19 protein-coding genes are annotated in these 19448 nt (G+C 46.5%); 13 read left to right on the top strand and 6 right to left on the bottom strand.

Features of this window, described 5'->3' with window-relative positions; all coding sequences use genetic code 11:
• From ACOGW3_RS26185 to modC, 4 genes are all read left to right on the top strand, one after another.
• Entirely contained in the window at positions 1-774 is a 774-nt protein-coding gene (locus ACOGW3_RS26185) for an SDR family NAD(P)-dependent oxidoreductase (protein ID WP_419905617.1), read from the top strand.
• 122 nt (positions 775-896) lie between these two features.
• Positions 897-1676 (top strand): molybdate ABC transporter substrate-binding protein, encoded by a 780-nt coding sequence (modA, locus tag ACOGW3_RS26180; RefSeq protein ID WP_419905616.1) that lies wholly within the window; start codon positions 897-899, stop codon positions 1674-1676.
• A 31-nt stretch (positions 1677-1707) separates the two neighbouring features.
• The gene (gene modB / locus ACOGW3_RS26175) at positions 1708-2373 is read left to right on the top strand and encodes a molybdate ABC transporter permease subunit (protein WP_419905615.1); all 666 of its coding nucleotides are present in this window, start codon (positions 1708-1710) and stop codon (positions 2371-2373) included.
• Entirely contained in the window at positions 2370-3506 is a 1137-nt protein-coding gene (gene modC / locus ACOGW3_RS26170; protein WP_419905614.1) for a molybdenum ABC transporter ATP-binding protein, read from the top strand. The genes modB and modC overlap by 4 nt, the downstream gene beginning before the upstream one ends.
• Positions 3507-3562: 56 nt before the next feature.
• Here the strand turns inward: modC and ACOGW3_RS26165 are convergent, their stop codons facing one another.
• On the bottom strand, positions 3563-5323 hold the full coding sequence (locus tag ACOGW3_RS26165; protein WP_419905613.1) for a methyl-accepting chemotaxis protein: 1761 nt from the start codon (positions 5321-5323) through the stop codon (positions 3563-3565).
• A 379-nt stretch (positions 5324-5702) separates the two neighbouring features.
• Between ACOGW3_RS26165 and ACOGW3_RS26160 the strand changes: the two genes are divergently transcribed.
• Positions 5703-7874 carry a CHASE3 domain-containing protein gene (locus ACOGW3_RS26160; protein ID WP_419905612.1) on the top strand — a complete coding sequence of 724 codons (2172 nt, stop codon included), beginning with the start codon at positions 5703-5705 and terminating at the stop codon, positions 7872-7874.
• A gap of 81 nt (positions 7875-7955) precedes the next feature.
• Here ACOGW3_RS26160 and ACOGW3_RS26155 read toward each other — a convergent pair whose 3' ends face one another.
• Positions 7956-8381 carry an Lrp/AsnC family transcriptional regulator gene (locus tag ACOGW3_RS26155; RefSeq protein WP_419905611.1) on the bottom strand — a complete coding sequence of 142 codons (426 nt, stop codon included), beginning with the start codon at positions 8379-8381 and terminating at the stop codon, positions 7956-7958.
• A 137-nt stretch (positions 8382-8518) separates the two neighbouring features.
• Here ACOGW3_RS26155 and ACOGW3_RS26150 point away from each other — a divergent pair, with 137 nt between their 5' ends.
• Entirely contained in the window at positions 8519-9289 is a 771-nt protein-coding gene (locus ACOGW3_RS26150) for a carbon-nitrogen hydrolase family protein (RefSeq protein WP_419905610.1), read from the top strand.
• A gap of 166 nt (positions 9290-9455) precedes the next feature.
• Here ACOGW3_RS26150 and ACOGW3_RS26145 read toward each other — a convergent pair whose 3' ends face one another.
• The 4 genes from ACOGW3_RS26145 to ACOGW3_RS26130 all read right to left on the bottom strand — a co-directional run bounded on the left by ACOGW3_RS26145 (position 9456) and on the right by ACOGW3_RS26130 (position 14467).
• Positions 9456-9989 carry a hypothetical protein gene (locus tag ACOGW3_RS26145; RefSeq protein ID WP_419905609.1) on the bottom strand — a complete coding sequence of 178 codons (534 nt, stop codon included), beginning with the start codon at positions 9987-9989 and terminating at the stop codon, positions 9456-9458.
• Between the two features lie 117 nt (positions 9990-10106).
• Complete coding sequence (gene hemA / locus ACOGW3_RS26140; RefSeq protein WP_419905608.1) at positions 10107-11318, bottom strand: 5-aminolevulinate synthase; 1212 nt, start codon at positions 11316-11318, stop codon at positions 10107-10109.
• A 275-nt stretch (positions 11319-11593) separates the two neighbouring features.
• Positions 11594-12976 (bottom strand): aspartate aminotransferase family protein, encoded by a 1383-nt coding sequence (locus ACOGW3_RS26135; protein ID WP_419905607.1) that lies wholly within the window; start codon positions 12974-12976, stop codon positions 11594-11596.
• A gap of 258 nt (positions 12977-13234) precedes the next feature.
• Positions 13235-14467, bottom strand: a complete 1233-nt coding sequence (locus tag ACOGW3_RS26130) for an ISL3 family transposase (RefSeq protein WP_419901301.1) — start codon at positions 14465-14467, stop codon at positions 13235-13237.
• Here ACOGW3_RS26130 and ACOGW3_RS26125 point away from each other — a divergent pair.
• The 7 genes from ACOGW3_RS26125 to ACOGW3_RS26095 all read left to right on the top strand — a co-directional run bounded on the left by ACOGW3_RS26125 (position 14454) and on the right by ACOGW3_RS26095 (position 19448).
• On the top strand, positions 14454-14597 hold the full coding sequence (locus ACOGW3_RS26125) for a hypothetical protein (RefSeq protein ID WP_419905606.1): 144 nt from the start codon (positions 14454-14456) through the stop codon (positions 14595-14597). The genes ACOGW3_RS26130 and ACOGW3_RS26125 overlap by 14 nt on opposite strands.
• Before the next feature lie 31 nt (positions 14598-14628).
• Positions 14629-15834, top strand: a complete 1206-nt coding sequence (locus ACOGW3_RS26120) for a response regulator (RefSeq protein WP_419905605.1) — start codon at positions 14629-14631, stop codon at positions 15832-15834.
• A 186-nt stretch (positions 15835-16020) separates the two neighbouring features.
• The gene (locus tag ACOGW3_RS26115; protein ID WP_419905604.1) at positions 16021-16287 is read left to right on the top strand and encodes a hypothetical protein; all 267 of its coding nucleotides are present in this window, start codon (positions 16021-16023) and stop codon (positions 16285-16287) included.
• Positions 16260-17210 (top strand): M20 aminoacylase family protein, encoded by a 951-nt coding sequence (locus tag ACOGW3_RS26110; RefSeq protein WP_419905997.1) that lies wholly within the window; start codon positions 16260-16262, stop codon positions 17208-17210. The genes ACOGW3_RS26115 and ACOGW3_RS26110 overlap by 28 nt, the downstream gene beginning before the upstream one ends.
• Positions 17211-17318: 108 nt before the next feature.
• Positions 17319-18299, top strand: a complete 981-nt coding sequence (locus tag ACOGW3_RS26105; protein ID WP_419905603.1) for an ion channel — start codon at positions 17319-17321, stop codon at positions 18297-18299.
• Positions 18300-18430: 131 nt separating this feature from the next.
• Positions 18431-18916: a hypothetical protein gene (locus tag ACOGW3_RS26100; RefSeq protein WP_419905602.1), complete on the top strand. Its 486-nt coding sequence runs from the start codon at positions 18431-18433 to the stop codon at positions 18914-18916.
• 4 nt (positions 18917-18920) lie between these two features.
• A complete protein-coding gene (locus ACOGW3_RS26095) occupies positions 18921-19448 on the top strand; it encodes a hypothetical protein (protein ID WP_419905601.1) in 528 nt (175 codons plus the stop codon).

Below are 19448 nucleotides of genomic sequence, written 5' to 3'. Positions count from 1 at the left end.
GTGCAGGATACTGAAATCGATAACTCTCAAAATGGCTCTGAAGATCGGAAAACGGTTATCTTGACCGGGGCAAGTCGTGGCATTGGCCATGCAACTGTCCAGTATTTTAGTCAACGAAATTGGCAGGTCATCACCTGTTCGCGCGAAGATGTTCCTGACCATTGTAAACGTGACCCCAATTGGGCAGATCATATCGTAACGGATCTGAACGATACCAAAAGCACGCAAAGCTTTATTGATCGGGCCAATGAAATCCTCGGCGATGCCCCTTTACATGCGCTGGTAAACAACGCTGCGGTATCGCCCAAGACCTATTACAAAGAACGCCTCGGGTGTCTCAATGGGGATGTCGATACCTGGCGTGAAGTGTTCGAACTTAATTTCTTTGCGCCTTTGATGTTATGCCGAGGTTTTGCTTCTGCTCTTGGTCGGGGCCAAGGGGCGGTGGTCAACATTACTTCCATTGCCGGACACGGCGTACACCCCTTTGCTGGATCTGCTTATTCGACCTCTAAATCGGCTCTCTCGGCCCTGACCCGCGAGCTTTCAGTCGAATTTGCGCAGTTTGGCGTTCGGGTGAATGCGGTGGCACCAGGAGAAATTGAAACCGATATGATCGGCGAAGAATACGAGGCCCTGATCCCGCGCATTCCCATGAACCGCATGGGGCAACCGAGCGAAGTTGCTTCTGCTGTTTATCAGCTCTGCACCCCAAATTTTGGCTACGTTACAGGTACAGAGATCTTTGTCACGGGTGGTCAGCACCTGTTCTAAATCACAGAGCATGCCGGTGATGTCTCGTGATCTCAGTTTGATGTTAATCAATGATGCGGTTGTTATTTGATTGATATAAAATAATAATTTGAACGCCACAACAGGTCTGAGCTCGTCAATATATGTACTATAGTAAAGGTATCTTCTGCTTTCTGATTACCGTCTTTTCTCTGGGGTTTTCAGTCCCGGCCAATGCTGAGAAGACGACCATAGCAGTTGCTGCAAACTTTACGGCGGCGGCAAAGGAATTAGCAGAAGTCTTCACCGCTAAAACGGATCATGAAGTGGCCTTGAGCTTTGGCTCTACCGGTAAGCTATTCACTCAAATTATTTATGGGGCACCCTTTGATGTTTTTCTGGCAGCTGATAGCGAGCGCCCAAAACGGGCAGAGCAAGAGGGATTAACCGTCAAGGGAACACGCTTTACCTATGCTCAGGGGCAGATTGTATTGTGGAGCAGGGGCCCAAGCCACTTGGACCCCAAAGGCAGTGCTTTGCAGCAAGTAAGACTGTTGCAGAGTAAGTCAACGACCCGTCTGGCAATTGCAAATCCGAAAACGGCTCCTTACGGCAGGGCTGCATTGGAAGCCCTAACCAAGCTTGGTGTGTACGACGATATTAAAAGTAAAATCGTTCAGGGTGAAAACATTGCTCAAACTTATCAATTTGCCTACACCGGAAATGCTGAGTTAGCGGTCGTTTCGTTATCTCAGATCACTTTGAATAAGGATGGGGCCCATTGGGTGGTACCCCTAGAACTCTATGCACCTTTGGATCAGCAAGTGGTGCTGTTAAAAAAAGGCGCTGAAAACAAAGCAGCTATTGCATTCATCAGCTTTCTAAAGAGTAATGAAGCAGCTGTAATCATTCGAGAATTCGGCTACACTCTTAACCAAGAATAAAACAATGCTCCGCTGAGGGGGATACCAGCGCATGTGGGATCCAATTTGGATCACAGTCAAATTAGCCTTTATCACCACACTCATACTTTTGATCGTCGGTACGCCTATCGCCTGGTGGCTTGCGCGGTCCAAGGCTTGGTGGAAGGAAGGTATTGCCGCGATTGTCGCTTTGCCAATCGTGCTGCCACCCACGGTGATGGGCTTCTACCTTTTGATTGCTCTGGGGCCCGATAGCCCCATAGGCCAATTGGCAACTCTTGTTTTTGGCCGTGCACTCCCCTTTACTTTTGCCGGCCTTGTTGTCGGTTCTGTAATCTATTCCATGCCGTTTGTTATCCAGCCGATCAGGAATGCTTTTGACGCGATAGGGGAACGACCTCTTGAGGTCGCAGCCACTCTGAGGGCTTCGCCGCTGGATACTTTTTTTTCTGTGGCTCTGCCGCTGGCGCGACCGGGCGTTTTAACCGGGGCGGTACTGGGGTTTGCCCATACGGTGGGGGAATTCGGGGTCATACTGATGATCGGGGGCAATATCCCGGGAGAAACAAAAGTTCTTTCGGTGGCGATCTATGACCACGTTGAAGCTCTGGAATGGGAGCAGGCGCATATCCTGTCCGCTGGGCTGTTGGTTTTCTCTTTTGTTGTCATCCTAAGCATGATGATCTTGGAGAAGAAGTTGGGGAGGCGCCTAAGATGAAAAGCGCTATGAAAAATGAAATGAGTAACGCAGACGGTATCGTTGCTCGTTTCTCTGGCTCCTTGGAAGGGTTTGATCTCTCCGTTGACTTTACGTTGCCCGGTAAGGGCGTCACTGCCTTGTTTGGGCGGTCCGGGTGCGGCAAGACATCCGTGTTAAGATGCCTGGCTGGGTTGAGCCCTATGGAGCAAGGGTTTCTTTCTGTAAAAGACCATGTTTGGCAAGATGATAAAAGCTGCATGCCGACACATAAGAGACCCGTTGGTTTTGTCTTTCAGGAGGCCAGCTTGTTTGCGCACCTCTCGGTGAAGGAAAACCTGATTTTTGGTCAAAAACGCAGTGTTGGCAATGGTCAGGTGATCGAGCTGGATGAAATAGCGTCCTTGCTTGGGTTGGAACATCTCCTCTCGCGTTCCGTCCATAATTTATCCGGTGGCGAGCGTCAGCGCATTGCGATTGGTCGGGCGTTGTTATCTGGTCCAGAGCTCTTGTTGATGGATGAACCCCTTGCCGGGTTGGATAAGTTCAGCAAAGACGAGATTATTCCCTATCTCGATCGGCTGTTTAAAAGCCTGGATATCCCTGTGATATTTGTCAGCCATGACACTGAAGAAGTCGAAAGATTAGCAGATAACATGATCCTTATGGATCAGGGAAAGATCTTGGCAATGGGGCCTTTGAGCGAGGTCTTGTCCGATCCAACCCTCTACATCGCAGAGGGACCTAAACCCACTTCTGTTATTGACGTTGAGGTTACAGCCTTTTCAGAGGCTGACAGAATAACAGAAGTGAACGTTGACGGTGGTGTTCTTCAAATTCCCGGTCAGCTGGGTGATGTGGGGAGCAAACATCGGATAAGCATCGCGGCCAACGATGTCAGTCTTGCGCGCGAGAAACCCTCTGAAACAACGATCCTAAACGTGATCCCAACCCATATTCTTAATATCCATCTTCTCGATGGCGGACGGGCGAATTTACTGTTGTTGATCGGTCATCAGGACAAAAAGGAAGGGGCCAGATTCCTTGCCCGCATCACACAGAGATCTCTTCGAAAGTTCGATTTTTCGGTGGGGCAGGATATTTATGCGCAAATAAAATCGGTTTCTATGGTTGGCGATCCTCAGACTATATAGGTGTTTATGCCGCTATAAGTTTGAGAACCGCCCCTCGATGATTTTAAGTCGTGGTTTTAGGCAGAACGTAAGCGGTTAAGGAAACTATCTATCTCACCTTTTAGAATGCCGGATTGAGACGTAAGTTCACCTGTCGCCGTTAGAACTTCTTGAGCATTAACGCCTGTTTCAGAGGCACCATTCTTTACCTCGGTAATACTCGTCGATACCTCTTGGGTTCCTTGAGATGCTTGTTGAATGTTGCGAGATATTTCTTGTGTGGCTGCGTCTTGTTCTTCAGCAACGCCGGCAATTTGCTTTGTGATTTCATTAACCTTGTTAATAGTCTCACTAATGCTTTCAATCGCCTTCGCTGTGTTGCCGGCCACAGCCTGCATTTCCGTAACCTGGGTTGATATTTCCTCTGTTGCCTTTGCTGTTTGGTTCGCAAGATTTTTAACTTCACTTGCGACAACAGCAAAGCCTTTTCCGGCGTCACCTGCCCGAGCAGCTTCAATCGTTGCGTTTAAAGCCAATAGGTTGGTTTGCTCGGCAATATCATTGATCAGGTTAACCACAGATCCGATACTTTCAGCCATTTCTGACATTCCCTGAACCGTACTATTGGCATTCTGACCTTCAATTACCGCTTGGTCGGTTATTGTTGAAGATTCTTTTACCTGTCTCGTGATTTCCTGCACTGAGTAGGAAAGTTCTTCTGTCGCAGATGCAACAGTCTGTACATTCTGGGAGGCCTGTTCGGACGCAGAAGATACCGTGAGTGCTTGTCTATCCGTTTCTTTGGCTGTGATGCTCATGGTTTCTGCTGAAGATTGCATTTGCGTTGCAGCGGTAGATAGAGACTGAATAACGCCGCCTACAGAAATTTCCAACTCTTTGGCCATGTCAATTCGGGCTTGTTCTTCTGCTTTTTCCGCACGTACCCTTTGCTCTTCGGCTTCGACTTGTAGCTGGCTGTTTTCAATTAATTTTTCCCGGAAAACGTTAAGGGCTTGGGCGACTTTACCGATTTCGTCGTTGCTGGAAACATCAACGGTTATATTTGTATCGCCAGCCAGCAGGTGATCCAGGGACACCACAATTTTCTTAAGAGGCGTTGTAATGCTTCTTCTAACAAGGAAAAGGGCCATAACACTTGCAACGAGTAAGGCTACACTCGTCAGGATGATAAGAATACGCAGGGCAAAAATTTCATGGTGTTCTGCTGTCAGGGCCGCTTCGGCTGTAAACTCTTCTATCTCAAACAGCAGTGCTTCAAGTTCGTGAGTGAGCTGATTGATTAGGACCTCAAATTTTTCTTCTAGCTTGTGGGCCTCTTCCAGCTTGTCAGCTTCCAGAAGCTGGAAAATTGTATTGGCTTGCTTGTCATAGTCATGGTGCTCTTTTTCAATTTTTTTCAGAGCCTCCAGAATATGGGTAAATTCTTTTAACTCTGCAGCGTTATGGGCGCGGGTAATGGCGTCAGCCGCAATTTCTTCGCCCTTCAATATTTCGCTGTCGACCGTAACAGTCAGCTCTTGGAATTCCTGTTTAGTTTTGTTGTATAGAGCTGCCACTTTAGAATCATCCAGCCCTTGTTCCCCATACTTTGTCGCGCGTTCATAGCTGATGGTTTGTTCCATCTGATGCACTGTAATTTTGGTCAGGATTTCGGTTAAGGGAATGTCTTGTTCTGCAATGCCTTCAAGCTCTGTACCTATTTGTTGCATCTGGTAAATGGCAAAACCAGAGACGGCAACCATCGATAAAAGGCAAAGAACCACAACTCCTAAAACCTTACCGCTTACACCCGTGATGTAATCTTTAATGTAGCTCACAATATCAAACCCTTATATTTGTTGGCGTTTCATAGTGTTGTTTTTGGTTTTTAAATATGCATAACTATTTGTAAAATAAGTAATAATTTTAACGTGAATACTCATGTATGCAAAAATTTAAAGGATTTTAATTAAAGTAGTGTTAAATTTGGAGCACCACCTATCAATGTCATATTTCCGCGAAGGCTTAATTATAATGGTCAGGCGATCGGCTGTCGCTCTGTCAGTAACAAAGGACGTTGGCATAATATGATGATGGCATAGGGTTAGGGAGTGCCGAATATTTATAAATATTTTCTCAGTAATTGTGGTTAATTACTTAGTAATCAACCTGCGGTAACATCTTGGCAAAAATAATAATGTGTCGGGAAGTTGTTCAATGAAATGGTCATCTCTTAAGACCATGCCGAAGATATTAATTGGCATGGCGATACCACTTGCTTTGTTAGTTGTGATTAGCTTGGTGAGTATTACCTCTATTGGAAATATTACTTCTGCTAATAAAAAAGTAGATGGCGCGCATCAGGGATTGGAAGAGATGACTTCAGTCATTAATTCAGCCGTCGATATGCAATCTTCAATGCGGGGTTATCTCCTGGCGGGGCGCGATGGTTTTCTTGTTCCCTATCAAGAGGGCGAGAAGAATACCTATGCTCAAATTGCTTCGCTCAAAGAACGTGTTGGTGACAATCCCGAACAACAGGCTTTCTTGGACCAGGCAGACGCAACGCTTCGGGAATGGCAGGCGACTGTAACAGGGCCCGCGATTGCTCTTCGCCGCCAGATTGGTGACGCCGAGACCATGAATGATATGGGGCGTTTGGTGGCCGAGAATAAGGGAAAGGTGTATTTTGAAAAGGTGCAAAGCCAAATTGAAACCCTGATCCAGCAAGTCGTGGCCAAAAGAGCTGAGCGTCAAAAGAAAATTGATTCCGTGCTTATGTTCACCAAACTTGATGCTGATTCCGTTGGTAAAATGCTCAAAGAAGTCAATGACACCAACGGGATCATCATTCAGGCAAATGCCGTCTTTAAAGCGGCTGTGGATATGGAAACAGGGATGCGCGGGTACCTTCTCGCCGGGCAGGAAGATTTTTTGAAGCCCTATACCGAGGGCAGTAAGGAGCTTTTTAAAATCACGGCAGGATTAAAAGAAACCATTGCCGATGACAAGAAGCAGGTTGAGCTTCTAAATCAGCTTGATGAAACCGTTAAAGAATGGCAGGTAAAAGTCGTCGAGCCTTTAATTACCCTCAGGCGTCAGATTGGTTCAGCAAAGACCATGGATGACATGGCTGATTTGGTAGCAGAGGCCAAAGGCGAAGAATATTTTTCTAAATTCCGTTCTCTGATGGCCTCTTTCGAGGCTGGCGAACTCGCCGGTATGGAGCAATTAAAAGCCGATACATCCGCAACCGTGACTACGACCGAAACAGTTATTTTGGTCGGTAGCATAATTGCTATTCTTTTTGGCGGCGTCGTTGGCATTATGATTGGGCGCGGGGTCTCCCTGCCCATAAATAAAATGACAGAGGTCATGGGCCGCTTGGCTGGTGGCGAAAAGGATGTCGACATTCCGAGCCGCGAGCGTAAGGATGAAGTCGGCCAGATGGCCGAAGCTGTTCAGGTCTTCAAGGATAATATGATCAAGGCTGATGACATGGCCAAGGAGCAGGAAAAGATCCAGCTTTTGCGAGAAGAGAGGACAAATAAGATTTCTGAATTGACCAAAGATTTTGATAGCGGCGTATCGGCACTTTTAAAATCAGTGGGATCAGCAGTTGTTGAAATGGAGGGCACGGCCTCCTCGATGACAGATATTGCACTCAAGACAAAGGATCGGGCGGCTGTTGTGTCCGGGGCCGCACAAGAGGCATCTGTTAACGTTCAATCCGTCGCCAGTGCGACTGAGGAACTTTCCTATTCCATTAAAGAGATTAGCCAGCAGGTTAACCAGTCCTCTGAAATTGCAGCTAAGGCTGTTGACGAAGCAGGGAAGACTGATCAGCAGATACAGGGGCTGGCTCATACCGCGGATCAGATCGGCGATGTGGTCAGTCTGATTTCTGATATTGCCGAACAGACAAACCTTCTGGCATTGAATGCAACTATCGAGGCCGCGAGAGCGGGTGATGCGGGTAAGGGATTTGCTGTTGTTGCAAATGAGGTCAAAAATCTCGCCAGTCAAACGGCAAAAGCGACCGAGCAAATATCCACGCAAATCGACGCGGTGCAAGCTGATACCAAAGATGCCGTTGTTGCAATCCAGTCGATCACATCCACGATCGGTGAGATGAACCAGATTGCATCAGCAATTGCTGCTGCCGTCGAAGAGCAGGGCGCTGCGACATCAGAGATTTCTCGAAATGTTGAGCTGGCTGCGAACGGTGCAGGCGAGGTCACAGAGAATATCGAAACCGTAAGCCATGCAGCCAATGATGCCGGGGCCGCATCTGAACAAGTATCCATGGCGACAAAAGAACTCAATCTCAAGGCAGACGGGCTGCGGGGGGAAGTAGAGAGCTTCTTGCACGGTATTAGGGCCGTATAGATCTCTCATGGTTTTGGCGCATATCATTAAGGGAGAGTTCGCTCTCCCTTTTTTTTGCCAAATTGCCTCTTCATTCGCTCATCACTGATAGTGCGTGGCCAATAATATATTGGTTTCAGTTTCCATAACATCTTCATGGGCACGTATATCGGCCAGAGCTGTATCAAGGTCTTCAAGAGAGTCTGTGTGGAGTTCGGCAAGCATATCTGACGGACCACTTATAGTGTGGATGGCGATGACCTCTATTTTTCCTGACAGATATGACAAGATACGCTTGTTTGATTTAGACCGCATCTTGATCCGTGTTTGTGCACGGATGGGTGCTTGTTTGTCCGCATTGTTGGTTTTGATGGTAAAGCCCTGGATGATCTTATTTTCCAGTAATCGGTCTATCCTGTTTTGAACTGTCGCCCTGGATACGCCTAAGATATGTGCGAGAGATACAATGGGTAGTCGCGCATTCTGTCTTAGTTGTGCGATAAGATTTTTATCGATGTTATCAATCATGTCTGTGCATTATGTTAAGTCGAGATAGCATTATGCTAGTATCTTTTCATAGTGCTAGCAACTATTGGGCTATTTGGTGGCATTAGTATTTGCCAATATCACGCTTAGTATTTGGTTTTATGAACAGTGAGATAATTATGAAAGTAACCGTTTGCCAATTCGATAATAGGCCTGATCATCTTGAAAGCAGTTTTCAGTCTTTGATCAAACATGTCAAAGCCACTCAGTCTGAATTTGTTCTGGTTCCTGAAATGTCTTTTTCATCCTGGCTTGCGGCAAGTGATAAACCAACTGATGAGGCTTGGCGGGCGGCTGTAGAAGCGCACTGTGGCATGATCTCACGGTTGGGAGAGCTTGGGGTTGAGGCGGTAATGGGAACGCGTCCTGTGGTGGATCAGGGCAGCCGCCGCAACCGTGCTTATCTTTGGACTGAGGGTCAGGAACTCGCTGAATTTCATGACAAGTGGAACTTACCCGATGAAGAAGATTATTGGGAAGCGACCTGGTACGATCGGGGAGACAAACTCTTCACCACAAATAGATATAAAGACATTCGCATCGGGGTAACGATTTGTACCGAGATGTGGTTCTTTGAACACGCGCGCTCTTATGGAAAACAAAAAGCTCATCTTCTTTGTGTACCCAGGGCCACACCACACGGATCGACGGAAAAATGGCTTGCAGGTGGTCAGGCATCAGCCGTTGTCTCTGGTGCTTACTGCCTGTCATCAAATCTCTATAACCCAAAAGGAAATGGCGATAATCTCGGCGGTTTGGGATGGGTGATCGATCCAGAGGGGAATGTGCTTGGAACCACCTCGCCAGAAGAGCCGTTTATCACAGTGGAGATTGATCCCGGTTTTGCCGAGCGTTCCAAGAAAACCTATCCACGTTACGTCGCAGATTAGAGAGCGAGATTTTCGATCCGGATAAATGGAACCCAGATAAATGGAACCCAGATAAATGAAACCCGGATAAATGAAACCAGGTTAAACGAAAACGAGGCCCCTGATGGGGCCTCGTTTTTTCGTGTTCAAGTCTGGAGAATAGCCAGATTGGATAGAGTTTTTAGCTTTAAGCCATACTCTCAGCCATCTTCTCATAGGTATTCAGCTGTTCCGTAGTGTGTTTGATGTCGAGATCCAGCCAGCCGTCAAATTGGCCTTCGTTTGTTGAATAACCCTGTTTTAGTTCAAGCAGCCTGGTGAGCTGTCTTTCATAGATGTCGACCAGAAGATTGATCTGCATTGCCTGGGTCTTTGAATCGGAAAGGTGTAGCAGGCGCATTTTGATTGCGATAATGAGCTTGCTCATATCCGTCACGGGTGCGCGCAGGTTCGAGGTCATAAGGTACGTGAACTCTTCCCGGCCAGTATCTGTAAGCGACAGGGCAGCTTCTTCAGAACTGTCTTCGCCTTCAACTAGGCCTTCGACCTTGAGCACTTCCAGCGGAATCCCAATAAGATCGAGAGAAGGGCCAACAATCAAGCTGTTGAAACCACGCACTGTTTGGGCCAGCTTTGCATAACTCATGGGGGTTTCCATAAGCAAGCCAAGGGCGAGAAGACGTGTTGCTTCTGCTGGGACCAATGTGTTGTCGCGGTACATAGAGTTCTCTCTCCTAAAAAGAAGATTTTACTGAAAGGGCATTAATTCGCAATTAAAGTAACGCGAAGAGTAACCTCTGTCCAGTCAAATGAGAACAATTCTCAACTAAAGGTGCTTTCAGGCTGCAATTTTCAAATTGAGTTCTTGCCAGATTTCCCGAAGCGCTTTGACCAAATGATCGATATCCTCATCGGCATGAACAGGGGAAGGTGTAAGGCGTAAGCGCTCAGTTCCCTTTGGTACCGTAGGATAGTTAATCGGTTGCACATATATGCCATAGCGCGACATCAAGGTGTCGGTGATCTGTCGACAAAGGACTGGGTCGCCAACCATAACGGGTACGATGTGGGTATCCGAATCGGCAACAGGAAGTCCGGCTTCTTTAAGGCGCCGACGGGTTTCTGCCGCGCGGTCCTGGTGTCTGTTCCGCTCAAACGTACTTTCTTTGAGGTGGCGAATAGAGGCTAAAGCACCAGCTGCCACCGCAGGAGGAAGTGACGTTGTGAAAATAAAGCCAGATGCATTAGATCTGATGAAGTCAACAAGGTTAGCAGATGCTGTGATGTAGCCGCCAACAACGCCAACGGCCTTACCCAGTGTGCCTTCGATAATATCAAGGCGATCACAAAGACCGTCACGATCGGTAATGCCGCCACCTCTTGGGCCATAGAGGCCAACAGCGTGGACTTCATCCAAATAAGTTATCGCGTTGTATTTATCAGCCAGATCACAGAAGGCTTCAATCGGGGCGACGTCTCCGTCCATTGAATAGACGGATTCAAAAGCGATTATTTTTGGCCGTGCGGGATCGATTTCTTTGAGTTTGGCTTCCAGATCTGCTGGATCATTGTGATTGAAGATAATTTTTTCAGCCTTACTGTGGCGAATACCTTCAATCATAGAAGCGTGGTTCATGGAATCGGAAAGAATTACACAGTTTGGAAGCTTGGACCCCAGAGTGCTCAAAGCAGCCCAGTTTGAGACATACCCAGAAGTGAAAAGCAGCGCAGCATCCTTGTGATGCCAGTCAGCCAGCTCCTTTTCGAGGAGGACATGGTAGTGATTGTTTCCCGAAATATTTCGTGTACCGCCCGCGCCCGCGCCGCACCGATCTAGTGCGTCATGCATGGCGGCGATAACTTTGGGGTTCTGGCCCATGCCAAGATAATCGTTTGAACACCACACTTTAACCGGACGCATTCCGTCCCGGCTGAAATGGGTTGCGTTGGGGAACTCACCGGCCTTACGTTCCAAGTCAGCAAAAATACGATAGTGACCTTCTTCTTTCATGTCTGCTATCGACGTGCTGAAAAACTTTTCGTAATCCATATTGCTCTTCTCGCCTAACGTAAGCCGTTTAGTTCGGCTTGTTTTTGCTTGTTTAAGAGTCTTCCCAAATCAAGCTTATCACTTGTTGAATTAATGATTAGTTTAACGCAATTCAACAACAATTCGCATACTATTACGCCATAATTATAACACCAACGCGACTGAACGACGCATAGAGATAACAGTCTTCGTTCAAAAGACTGTTATCTGCTTTTAGACTTTACGTAATTGATCGATGTCAATTCAAGCTTAATTCAGGTGAATTTTGGCAGAATTTAAAGTAATCCTTCTGTTTTGACCCATTGGAGGGTTTTATCCAGGGCAACGTTAAAGCGTGCGAGCATTTGATCGATTTCGTCACGGGTGATGATCAAGGGAGGACAAAAAGCGATTGCATCGCCCATGTTGCGGATAATCAACCCTTCTTCTGTGGCCCGTTCGTTCAAGTAAGTGCCGACTTTCCCAATTGGATCAAAGCTGACTTTGTTCTCTTTGTTTTGAACAAGCTCAACGGCTGCAATCAGTCCCACGCCTCTTATTTCACCAACCAGGGGATGATCTTTAAATTTAGCGAGACCCGCCTGGAGATGTTCGCCAACATTGGCAGCATGAGCAAAAAGATCTCGCTCTTCATAGATCTTCAATGTTTCCAAGGCGACTGCAGCGCAAACCGGGTTTCCAGAATAGGTATAGCCGTGTCCCAGGACGCCGTTCTTGGCAGAACTATCGGCAATACCCTGATAAAGTTGGTCAGAAATCATTACAGCCGAGATCGGGAGATAGGAAGAGCTCAGGGCTTTGGCAACGGATATAATATCAGGCTTCATGCCAAAGGTTTGGCTGCCAAAAGCATTTCCTGTACGGCCAAAGCCGCAAATGACTTCATCTGCGACCAACAGAACATCATATTTTTTAAGGACAGCTTGTATCTTATCCCAATAAGTCGCCGGGGGAATGATAACCCCGCCAGCTCCCATCACAGGTTCCGCAATAAAGGCCGCAATTGTATCCGGCCCCTCAGCCAGGATCATCTCTTCGAGATCATCAGCCATACGGGTTGAAAAATCGTCTTCGCTTTCACCGTCTTTGCCGAAGCGCCAGTAATGCGGGCAAGATGTGTGTAAAAAGTTGGCTATGGGTAAATCAAAGTCGTTATGATTTGTTGGTAACCCGGTCATACTTGCACTGGCAACGGTTACACCGTGATAGCCTTTTATACGACTTATGATCTTTTTCTTATTCGGGCGGCCAAGGGCGTTATTGTAGTACCAAACCAACTTTACTACGGTGTCATTTGCTTCCGATCCTGAATTTGCAAAGAACACTTTCGACATTGGCACAGGAGCCATTGCGAGTAATTTTTCAGAGAGCTCAATCGCAGGCAGTGAGGCTTTGTGTGAAAAGTTATGATAAAAAGGCAGTTCTTTCATCTGCTTGTTCGCTGCCTCAACCAGACGCTCTTCACTAAACCCGAGTGATGTTGACCAAAGCCCAGCCATACCTTCGATGTATGCCTTACCCTGATCGTCAAAAACCTCAATGCCTTTGCCGTGGGTAATAACCATAGGCCCTTTTTCTTCATGGGCGCGGGCATTGGTGTAGGGATGGAGGCAGTAGGCGACATCACGGCTTGCAATAGAATTTGGCTTTGCACTCATGGCTGGATCCTGTTTCGTATAAGGTACTATTTCAATTTTTAGAGATTACACCCGAGACAGGGATTAACGGCAAGAATAGAAATGTTTTTCGGAGGTTTTTGATCAGAGCCTCGCAGATAGAGTGTTGTCGGGCTTGGAAAGAGCGTGACGCGGTAATTTTAAAACGAAACCTCTCGGAGAAAAGATCCTCGGTTCCGAAGGAACTTTATCAGAATAGTAACGAATATTATTGGCTCTTCTCCGCTTTGTTGAGTAGATTTAGGATTTCAAATAGAGCATAGATTGATTATCTGGAATGGATGATTGTCTAATTTTGAGTTTGAAGTATTCGGTATCCTTGATGCCTCTGGCTCGCTTACGGATCATTCCTATACTGACATTACCAGCCTCTATCCTGGCGCTTGTGAGCTTGTGTTTGGCGTAGTTGCAGATGCCCACACAATGTTTCCGTAGGGATTTCGCGAACTTTTTTAGATAGAGCATCTGTGACTGATCTGCTATCAGGCACCAACGTTCCAGTTGCTCCGCCATCGCCTCAAATGAAGCGGCACTCCACAGCAGCTGAAGCTGTTCTTTCAAGACGTAAAGTGCATTCAGGTTGCTATTGCTCTCCAGCAACCTTTGCAGCTTGTCACTTTGTTTTTCACTCAACTTATCCGCATTTTTGAGCAACAGATAATGCGTCCCTTTCATCAACTCTTTACCACTTGGATCGGCCTTTCTGAACTCAAGTCGACGCTGATTATGGATAGCTTTGCTGTAGTTTTTCATGACGTGGAAACGGTCAAATACTATGTCGGCCAACGGCAAGGACTCTCTGACAGCCTTTTGGTAGGCAGGCCCCATATCCATCGCTACGGCCTTTATTTTGCAGGCTGTATCTGGTTGCAGTTGTTTCAAAAACCTTGAAAAAACCTCGGCAGTTCGGCCTGCTTCAACCCAGATCAGATGACCGCCAACCATATCGTAGACCACCGTCATGTAGTCATGACCTTTCGCCCGGGCAACTTCATCTACACCAATATATTCCAAGACAGTTAGCTCTGCAGGATCAAGCGTAGGGAGAGTTTCAATAAGGTATGCCCTGTCGATATTCTTGACCGTTTCCCATCGTATATCCAAATGTCTGGAAACCGCTTGAATAGACATATGCCGACATAATCCACTGATCAGTCGGCAAAATCGGTGAGTGAAACGGCACCCTTTATCAACAAAATCACACCCCTCAATGCGGCGTTCGCCCTTGTTAATATAAACCTGCGCCAGCTCAATCTCGACCACACAAGGATACCCAAAAAGGGGGATGTCGTTTACTTGTCGGCGGACATGCTGGTTGATGCTTCCCTTCTGGCCTGTAGCAGGGTCTATAGCCCTCCTACGCGCGTCTCGGCTGCAGTGAATGACAATCTTAACACCGCCGTCATCCAGTTTAATTTCATTTACACGTTGCCCTTTGAGGCCTAAAATATGCTGCGAGATGTTGATTGTCATATACCTGCTCTATGTAAAGTTATCAGAAACCATACATATCAACAGGTTACTTGGCGGTCGGCATCTTTTTCTACTCAACAAAGCGGAGAAGAGCCATGTTATTCTAATCTCTGGGGCGGCGAGTGAGTAAGGTAGTACCCGATTCGAAAGTATAGGAATTTATGTCTTCTAACGACACAGACGAGAGTTTTGACCGATTAAAGGTAGAATTTGTTGATCAGTGTCGAATTGTTACTGATGAGCTTGAAGGGCTGCTAAATCAGGTTTATGACGGCAAGGAAGATGAAGCCCAGGTCGTGCAGTTTATACGCCGGGAAATGCACAATCTTAAAGGTCAGGGCGCGGTATTTGGTTTTCCAGTAATCGGGATGATTGCGCACAGGTTGGAAGACTATCTTGCCAAGGTAAATGCACTCGCCATAACGAATATAAATGATGTGAATATTTACCTAGATCATATCCGAGGAATAATTTCACACGATAAATTACCTACAGAATCTGAGACGGCAGAGTTACTCAGATCTCTTCCTCAGGTTGGTTTTGCTGAGAGTTCGGATTTTGAAAAAGAGAACATAATTGAAGACGTCGAGATCATGGTGACGACTTCGAGTAAGCTACACTATCTCCGTCTCGAGCAGGCCATGATGATACCTGGATGGCGCCTTTTTTCTTTTTCCAGCACGTTGGAACTCTTGCAAAATGCTCTGGTTAGCCCGCCGAACGGTGTCATCGTATCTGGCGAAATGCCATTGATATCTGGTATCGAACTTGCGTCTGTATTTCAATCCCTGGGTAAATTACAAAAGGTCCCTTTTGCTGTGCTAAGCAGCAGAGATAAATCGGATTCTCATTTCAAGAGATTGCCAAAAGGCGTTGATATAATTTCGACGGGCAGTAATTTTTCTCTGGATGTTGAAAGAGTTATTAATAGCTTCATGCCTGAAATTTCTCAGGCCCCCAAGAAACCAAAAGCTCACTATCTGAATAGCAAGCCGCGAAGACTTAATATATTGGTGGCAGAAGATAACCAGATAAACCAAATATTGTTACAACGGTTCCTCGATCTCTATCCCTATGACATTACCTTGGTTGAAAACGGCTTGGAAGCTGTAGAGCAAATCTCGAACAAAATGTTTGATGCGGTGCTAATGGATGTGATCATGCCCAAGATGGGGGGGATTGAGGCCACGGAAACCATAAGATCCCTAGATTTACCCTGGGCGAAAACAGTTCCGATTATTGCACTGACGGCTGATAATTCTGCTGAACATAGAAGGAAATATCTCACTGCGGGTATGAATGACTGTGTGGGAAAGCCTGTTGAGCCCGAAGTTTTGGTTCAGTCGATCGAAAAATTAACGGGCTGATTTGTCTACCTATTATGTAAAACGATCGTGTGTTTTGTACCTTTTACAAAACAACTGGTATCGCTTTTTTCTTTTGAATTACACCCTATACTCATAAATCGATAGCAGACCAGCATTTGGATCCTTCCTTCGGACCTCTGTTTTGCAACTCATTGTATTATTATCAATTTCAGGAGCCGGAAGTTTATGGCGATCAAGAACCGTATTGCAGAGTTTAAAGCCGAAATGACGGAGTGGCGCAGACATTTACATGCCAATCCAGAGCTGGCTCTTCAGGAAGAGGAAACTTCTGCTTATGTCGCCGAAAAACTGACAGAGTGGGGGATCGAAATCCATCGTGGTCTTCCAAGACGGGTATTGTCGGTGTTTTGCACGGTCAGAATAGCCCCAATGACCCTGGAAAGGCGATTGGTATTCGTGCTGATATGGATGCCTTGCCGATGTCAGAATTAAATGATTTTGAACACAAGTCCAATAATGCAGGACGGATGCACGCTTGTGGGCACGATGGCCACACCACAATGTTATTGGGCGCGGCAAAATACCTTGCTGAGACGCGTAATTTTGACGGAACGGTTTATTTCATTTTTCAGCCCGCGGAAGAAGATATTGGCGGGGGACGGATAATGGTCGAAGAAGGCTTGTTCGATCGTTTTCCAATGGAAGCCGTTTATGGTTTGCATAATATGCCCGGCATTCCTGCGGGTGAAATTGCGGTACGCTCGGGGCCGACAATGGCTTGTGCGGATACTTTTGATGTCGTGGTGACAGGCAAAGGCGGCCATGCTGCGATGCCTCAGTTCGCCGTAGATTCCATCATTGTTGCGACCCAGATCGTACAGGCTTATCAGTCTATCGTAAGTCGTGCCATTGATCCCATTGAATCCGCAGTTGTTTCTGTTACCCAATTCCATGCTGGCGATGCCTACAATGTCTTGCCACAAGAAGCCAAGATTTGTGGCACTGTACGGACATTCAAGCCTGAGGTCCGTGCCCGGGTGCGAAAAGCGATGGAAGATATGGCAAAATCAATTTCTGAAGCTCACGGTGCGGAAGCCTGTTTCGAATATCAGGAAGGTTATCCGGCTTTGGTCAATGATGCCGAACATACAGAAAAGGCGGCTGTTATCGCCAAGAAACTTGTTGGTGAAGATAAAGTCCATGAAGGAATGCCGCCGATAATGGGTGGCGAAGATTTTTCCTACATGCTTGAGGCAAAGGCCGGAACTTATATTTTTCTCGGCAATGGCGTTGAAGGTGAAAAGGGTGGCGTATCTGTTCATCATCCCGAGTACGACTTTAACGATGATATCTCTCCGGTTGGGGCAAGTTTCTGGGCAGAGTTGGTTGAGAGTTTCTTGCCAAGATCGCATTAACTCAGGGGCAATCACCCTCTGCTATCATTGTAAATTATGTGTTTTGTAAGGTTTCTATCTTACGGTGAGTATGTTTGTTCCTGGTTCTAGTTAAGAGTGCGAGGATGAATGTCGGATAATAATTTATGTTCTTATGTTTCGCCCGAGGGTATCCCCTGCCGGCAAGAAGCCGAAGATAGCGGGAAATGTTTTTGGCATGATCCCTCTATCGATAAAAGAGATCACTCCCTTAGCAAAGAGTTGGAGCAACTGGCTCGTTCCGGTGCCTCTCTTCATGGTCTGCTACTCAAAGAGGCAGATTTGAAGGAGGTCAATCTGGTCAAGCGTGGCTCTGATACCGGGTATGATCTTTCTTATTCAGACCTTTATCATGCCCACTTAAACGGCGCCCATCTCTTTAATTTGAAATTGCAAAATGGATCGCTGATGAAGGCGAACCTTGCAGAAGCGAACTTACATCTTTGCTCCTTTGAAAACACTAACTTGCTTGGTGTGAAGTGGGGAAAAGCCAGAATTGATGGCATGAGGGTAGGGCAGCAAATCTCACAAGAACGCAAGGCTGAGCAGGCGTATCAAAAAGGGGATCTCCCCAAAGCGATCGATAATTTTGAACAGAGCGAGGAAATTTATCGCGACCTTCGGAAGTTGGCTGAAACGCAAGGCCTCTTTGAAGAGGCGGGACATTTTTTGTGCAAAGAACTGACCATGCGACGTTTTCAATTTCCTCTATATTCCAGGCGGCGTATTCAATCGAAACTTATTGATTTGTTTTGTGGCTATGGTGAGCGCCCGCTTAATGTCATTGTGTTTTCGCTCCTTCTCATTTTTACGAGCGCGATTTGTTATTTTTTCCTTGGAGTTTCAGCAAATAATGAAGTGATCGGTTTTAATTCTGAACTCAGTGTTGAGACCAATATGAAGTATTTTTTTAACAGTATTTATTACAGCGTTGTTACCTTTACCACCCTAGGATATGGCGATATCACGCCCGTAGGTGCATCTCGATTTGTCGCGGCACTAGAAGCTTTTATCGGCAGTTTCACTTTGGCGCTTTTTGTCGTGGTTTTTGTGAAAAAAATGACACGCTGAACACAGTAATTTTATGGGACGTGATAAAGTCTTTTTCAACATTTGAAGTAGAGTATGTGCTCGACGTATTACAAGTGGCTTTGATCTCAGAATAATTTGGTCCCAGAATAAGCCAGAATAAGGGGGACACGATGAATTGGAAATTAGCAGACGCTTTTGGTTCTGTGATACACAAATTAAAATTGGTACCCGGATGCTTTATTGTTGCAGCCAGTATTCTTTCTTCGAATTTATCCGTGGCTTCAGCTGCAACAACACCAGAACGTGTGCAGATCACCGGAGAGATCATTGATACCTGGTGTTACGTCACTGAAATTATGGGCGATGCTCAGGGTACGGCGCATCACCTTTGTGCTGTTTGGTGTGCCATCGGTGGTATTCCCGTCAGTATCCTTGGTGAAGATGGACAGGTTTACATGGTTCTCAGGGTGGAGAGCGAAGACACAAATGTGGCCAACCCAACCGTGGTAAATATCCAGACCCATAAAGTGACAGTTGATGGTGACCTCTACGAACGAGACGGGGTCAAATATCTCTTCGTCAATCAAGTGGCTGATGATCAGGGTGTGGTTAACCTTAACCACGAAGATTATGGCATTATTCCTTTTGGGAAGTAGAGAAATGAAAATACTTACAGAAATATTTTTCGCTGCTTCTTTTTTTATGATTGCAGTGACGACATCAAGCTTTGCCGCGAACGAATGGGGCATTGATGGTGAAGAGGCAAAAGAACTCAATGGCACTGTCGTTGATTTGGCGTGTGAGCTCTCTGGTAATTGTCCCGCTCAATGTGGCGCTGGGAAAAGACAACTCGGCCTACTCTTGGCAGACGGAACGTTATATCCTGTTGTCAAAGGTGGGACCAATTTTGCCGGTGGAACCGATGATCTAATTCCACACTGTGGAAAATCCGTTCATGTCGATGGCTTGCTGATTACAGATCCCTTGATGACGATCTATTTTGTCCAGCGCATCAAATCCGAAGAAACCGGTGAGTGGTCCAAAGCCAAGCAGTGGGGTAAAAACTGGAAAGCGGCTAATCCAGGGAAAAAACTTGGGCGCTGGTTCCGGGAAGATCCTCGTGTTGCCAAGATTGTTGCTGAAGGTGGCAAGCTTGGAATCCCAGGTTTGGTTTACGAGGACGAATAA

This window comes from Kiloniella sp. (assembly GCF_965205715.1).
GTDB lineage: Bacteria > Pseudomonadota > Alphaproteobacteria > Kiloniellales > Kiloniellaceae > Kiloniella.
Note: the sequence above shows the minus strand (reverse complement) of the source record. Positions and strands in the feature narration are given on the sequence as shown.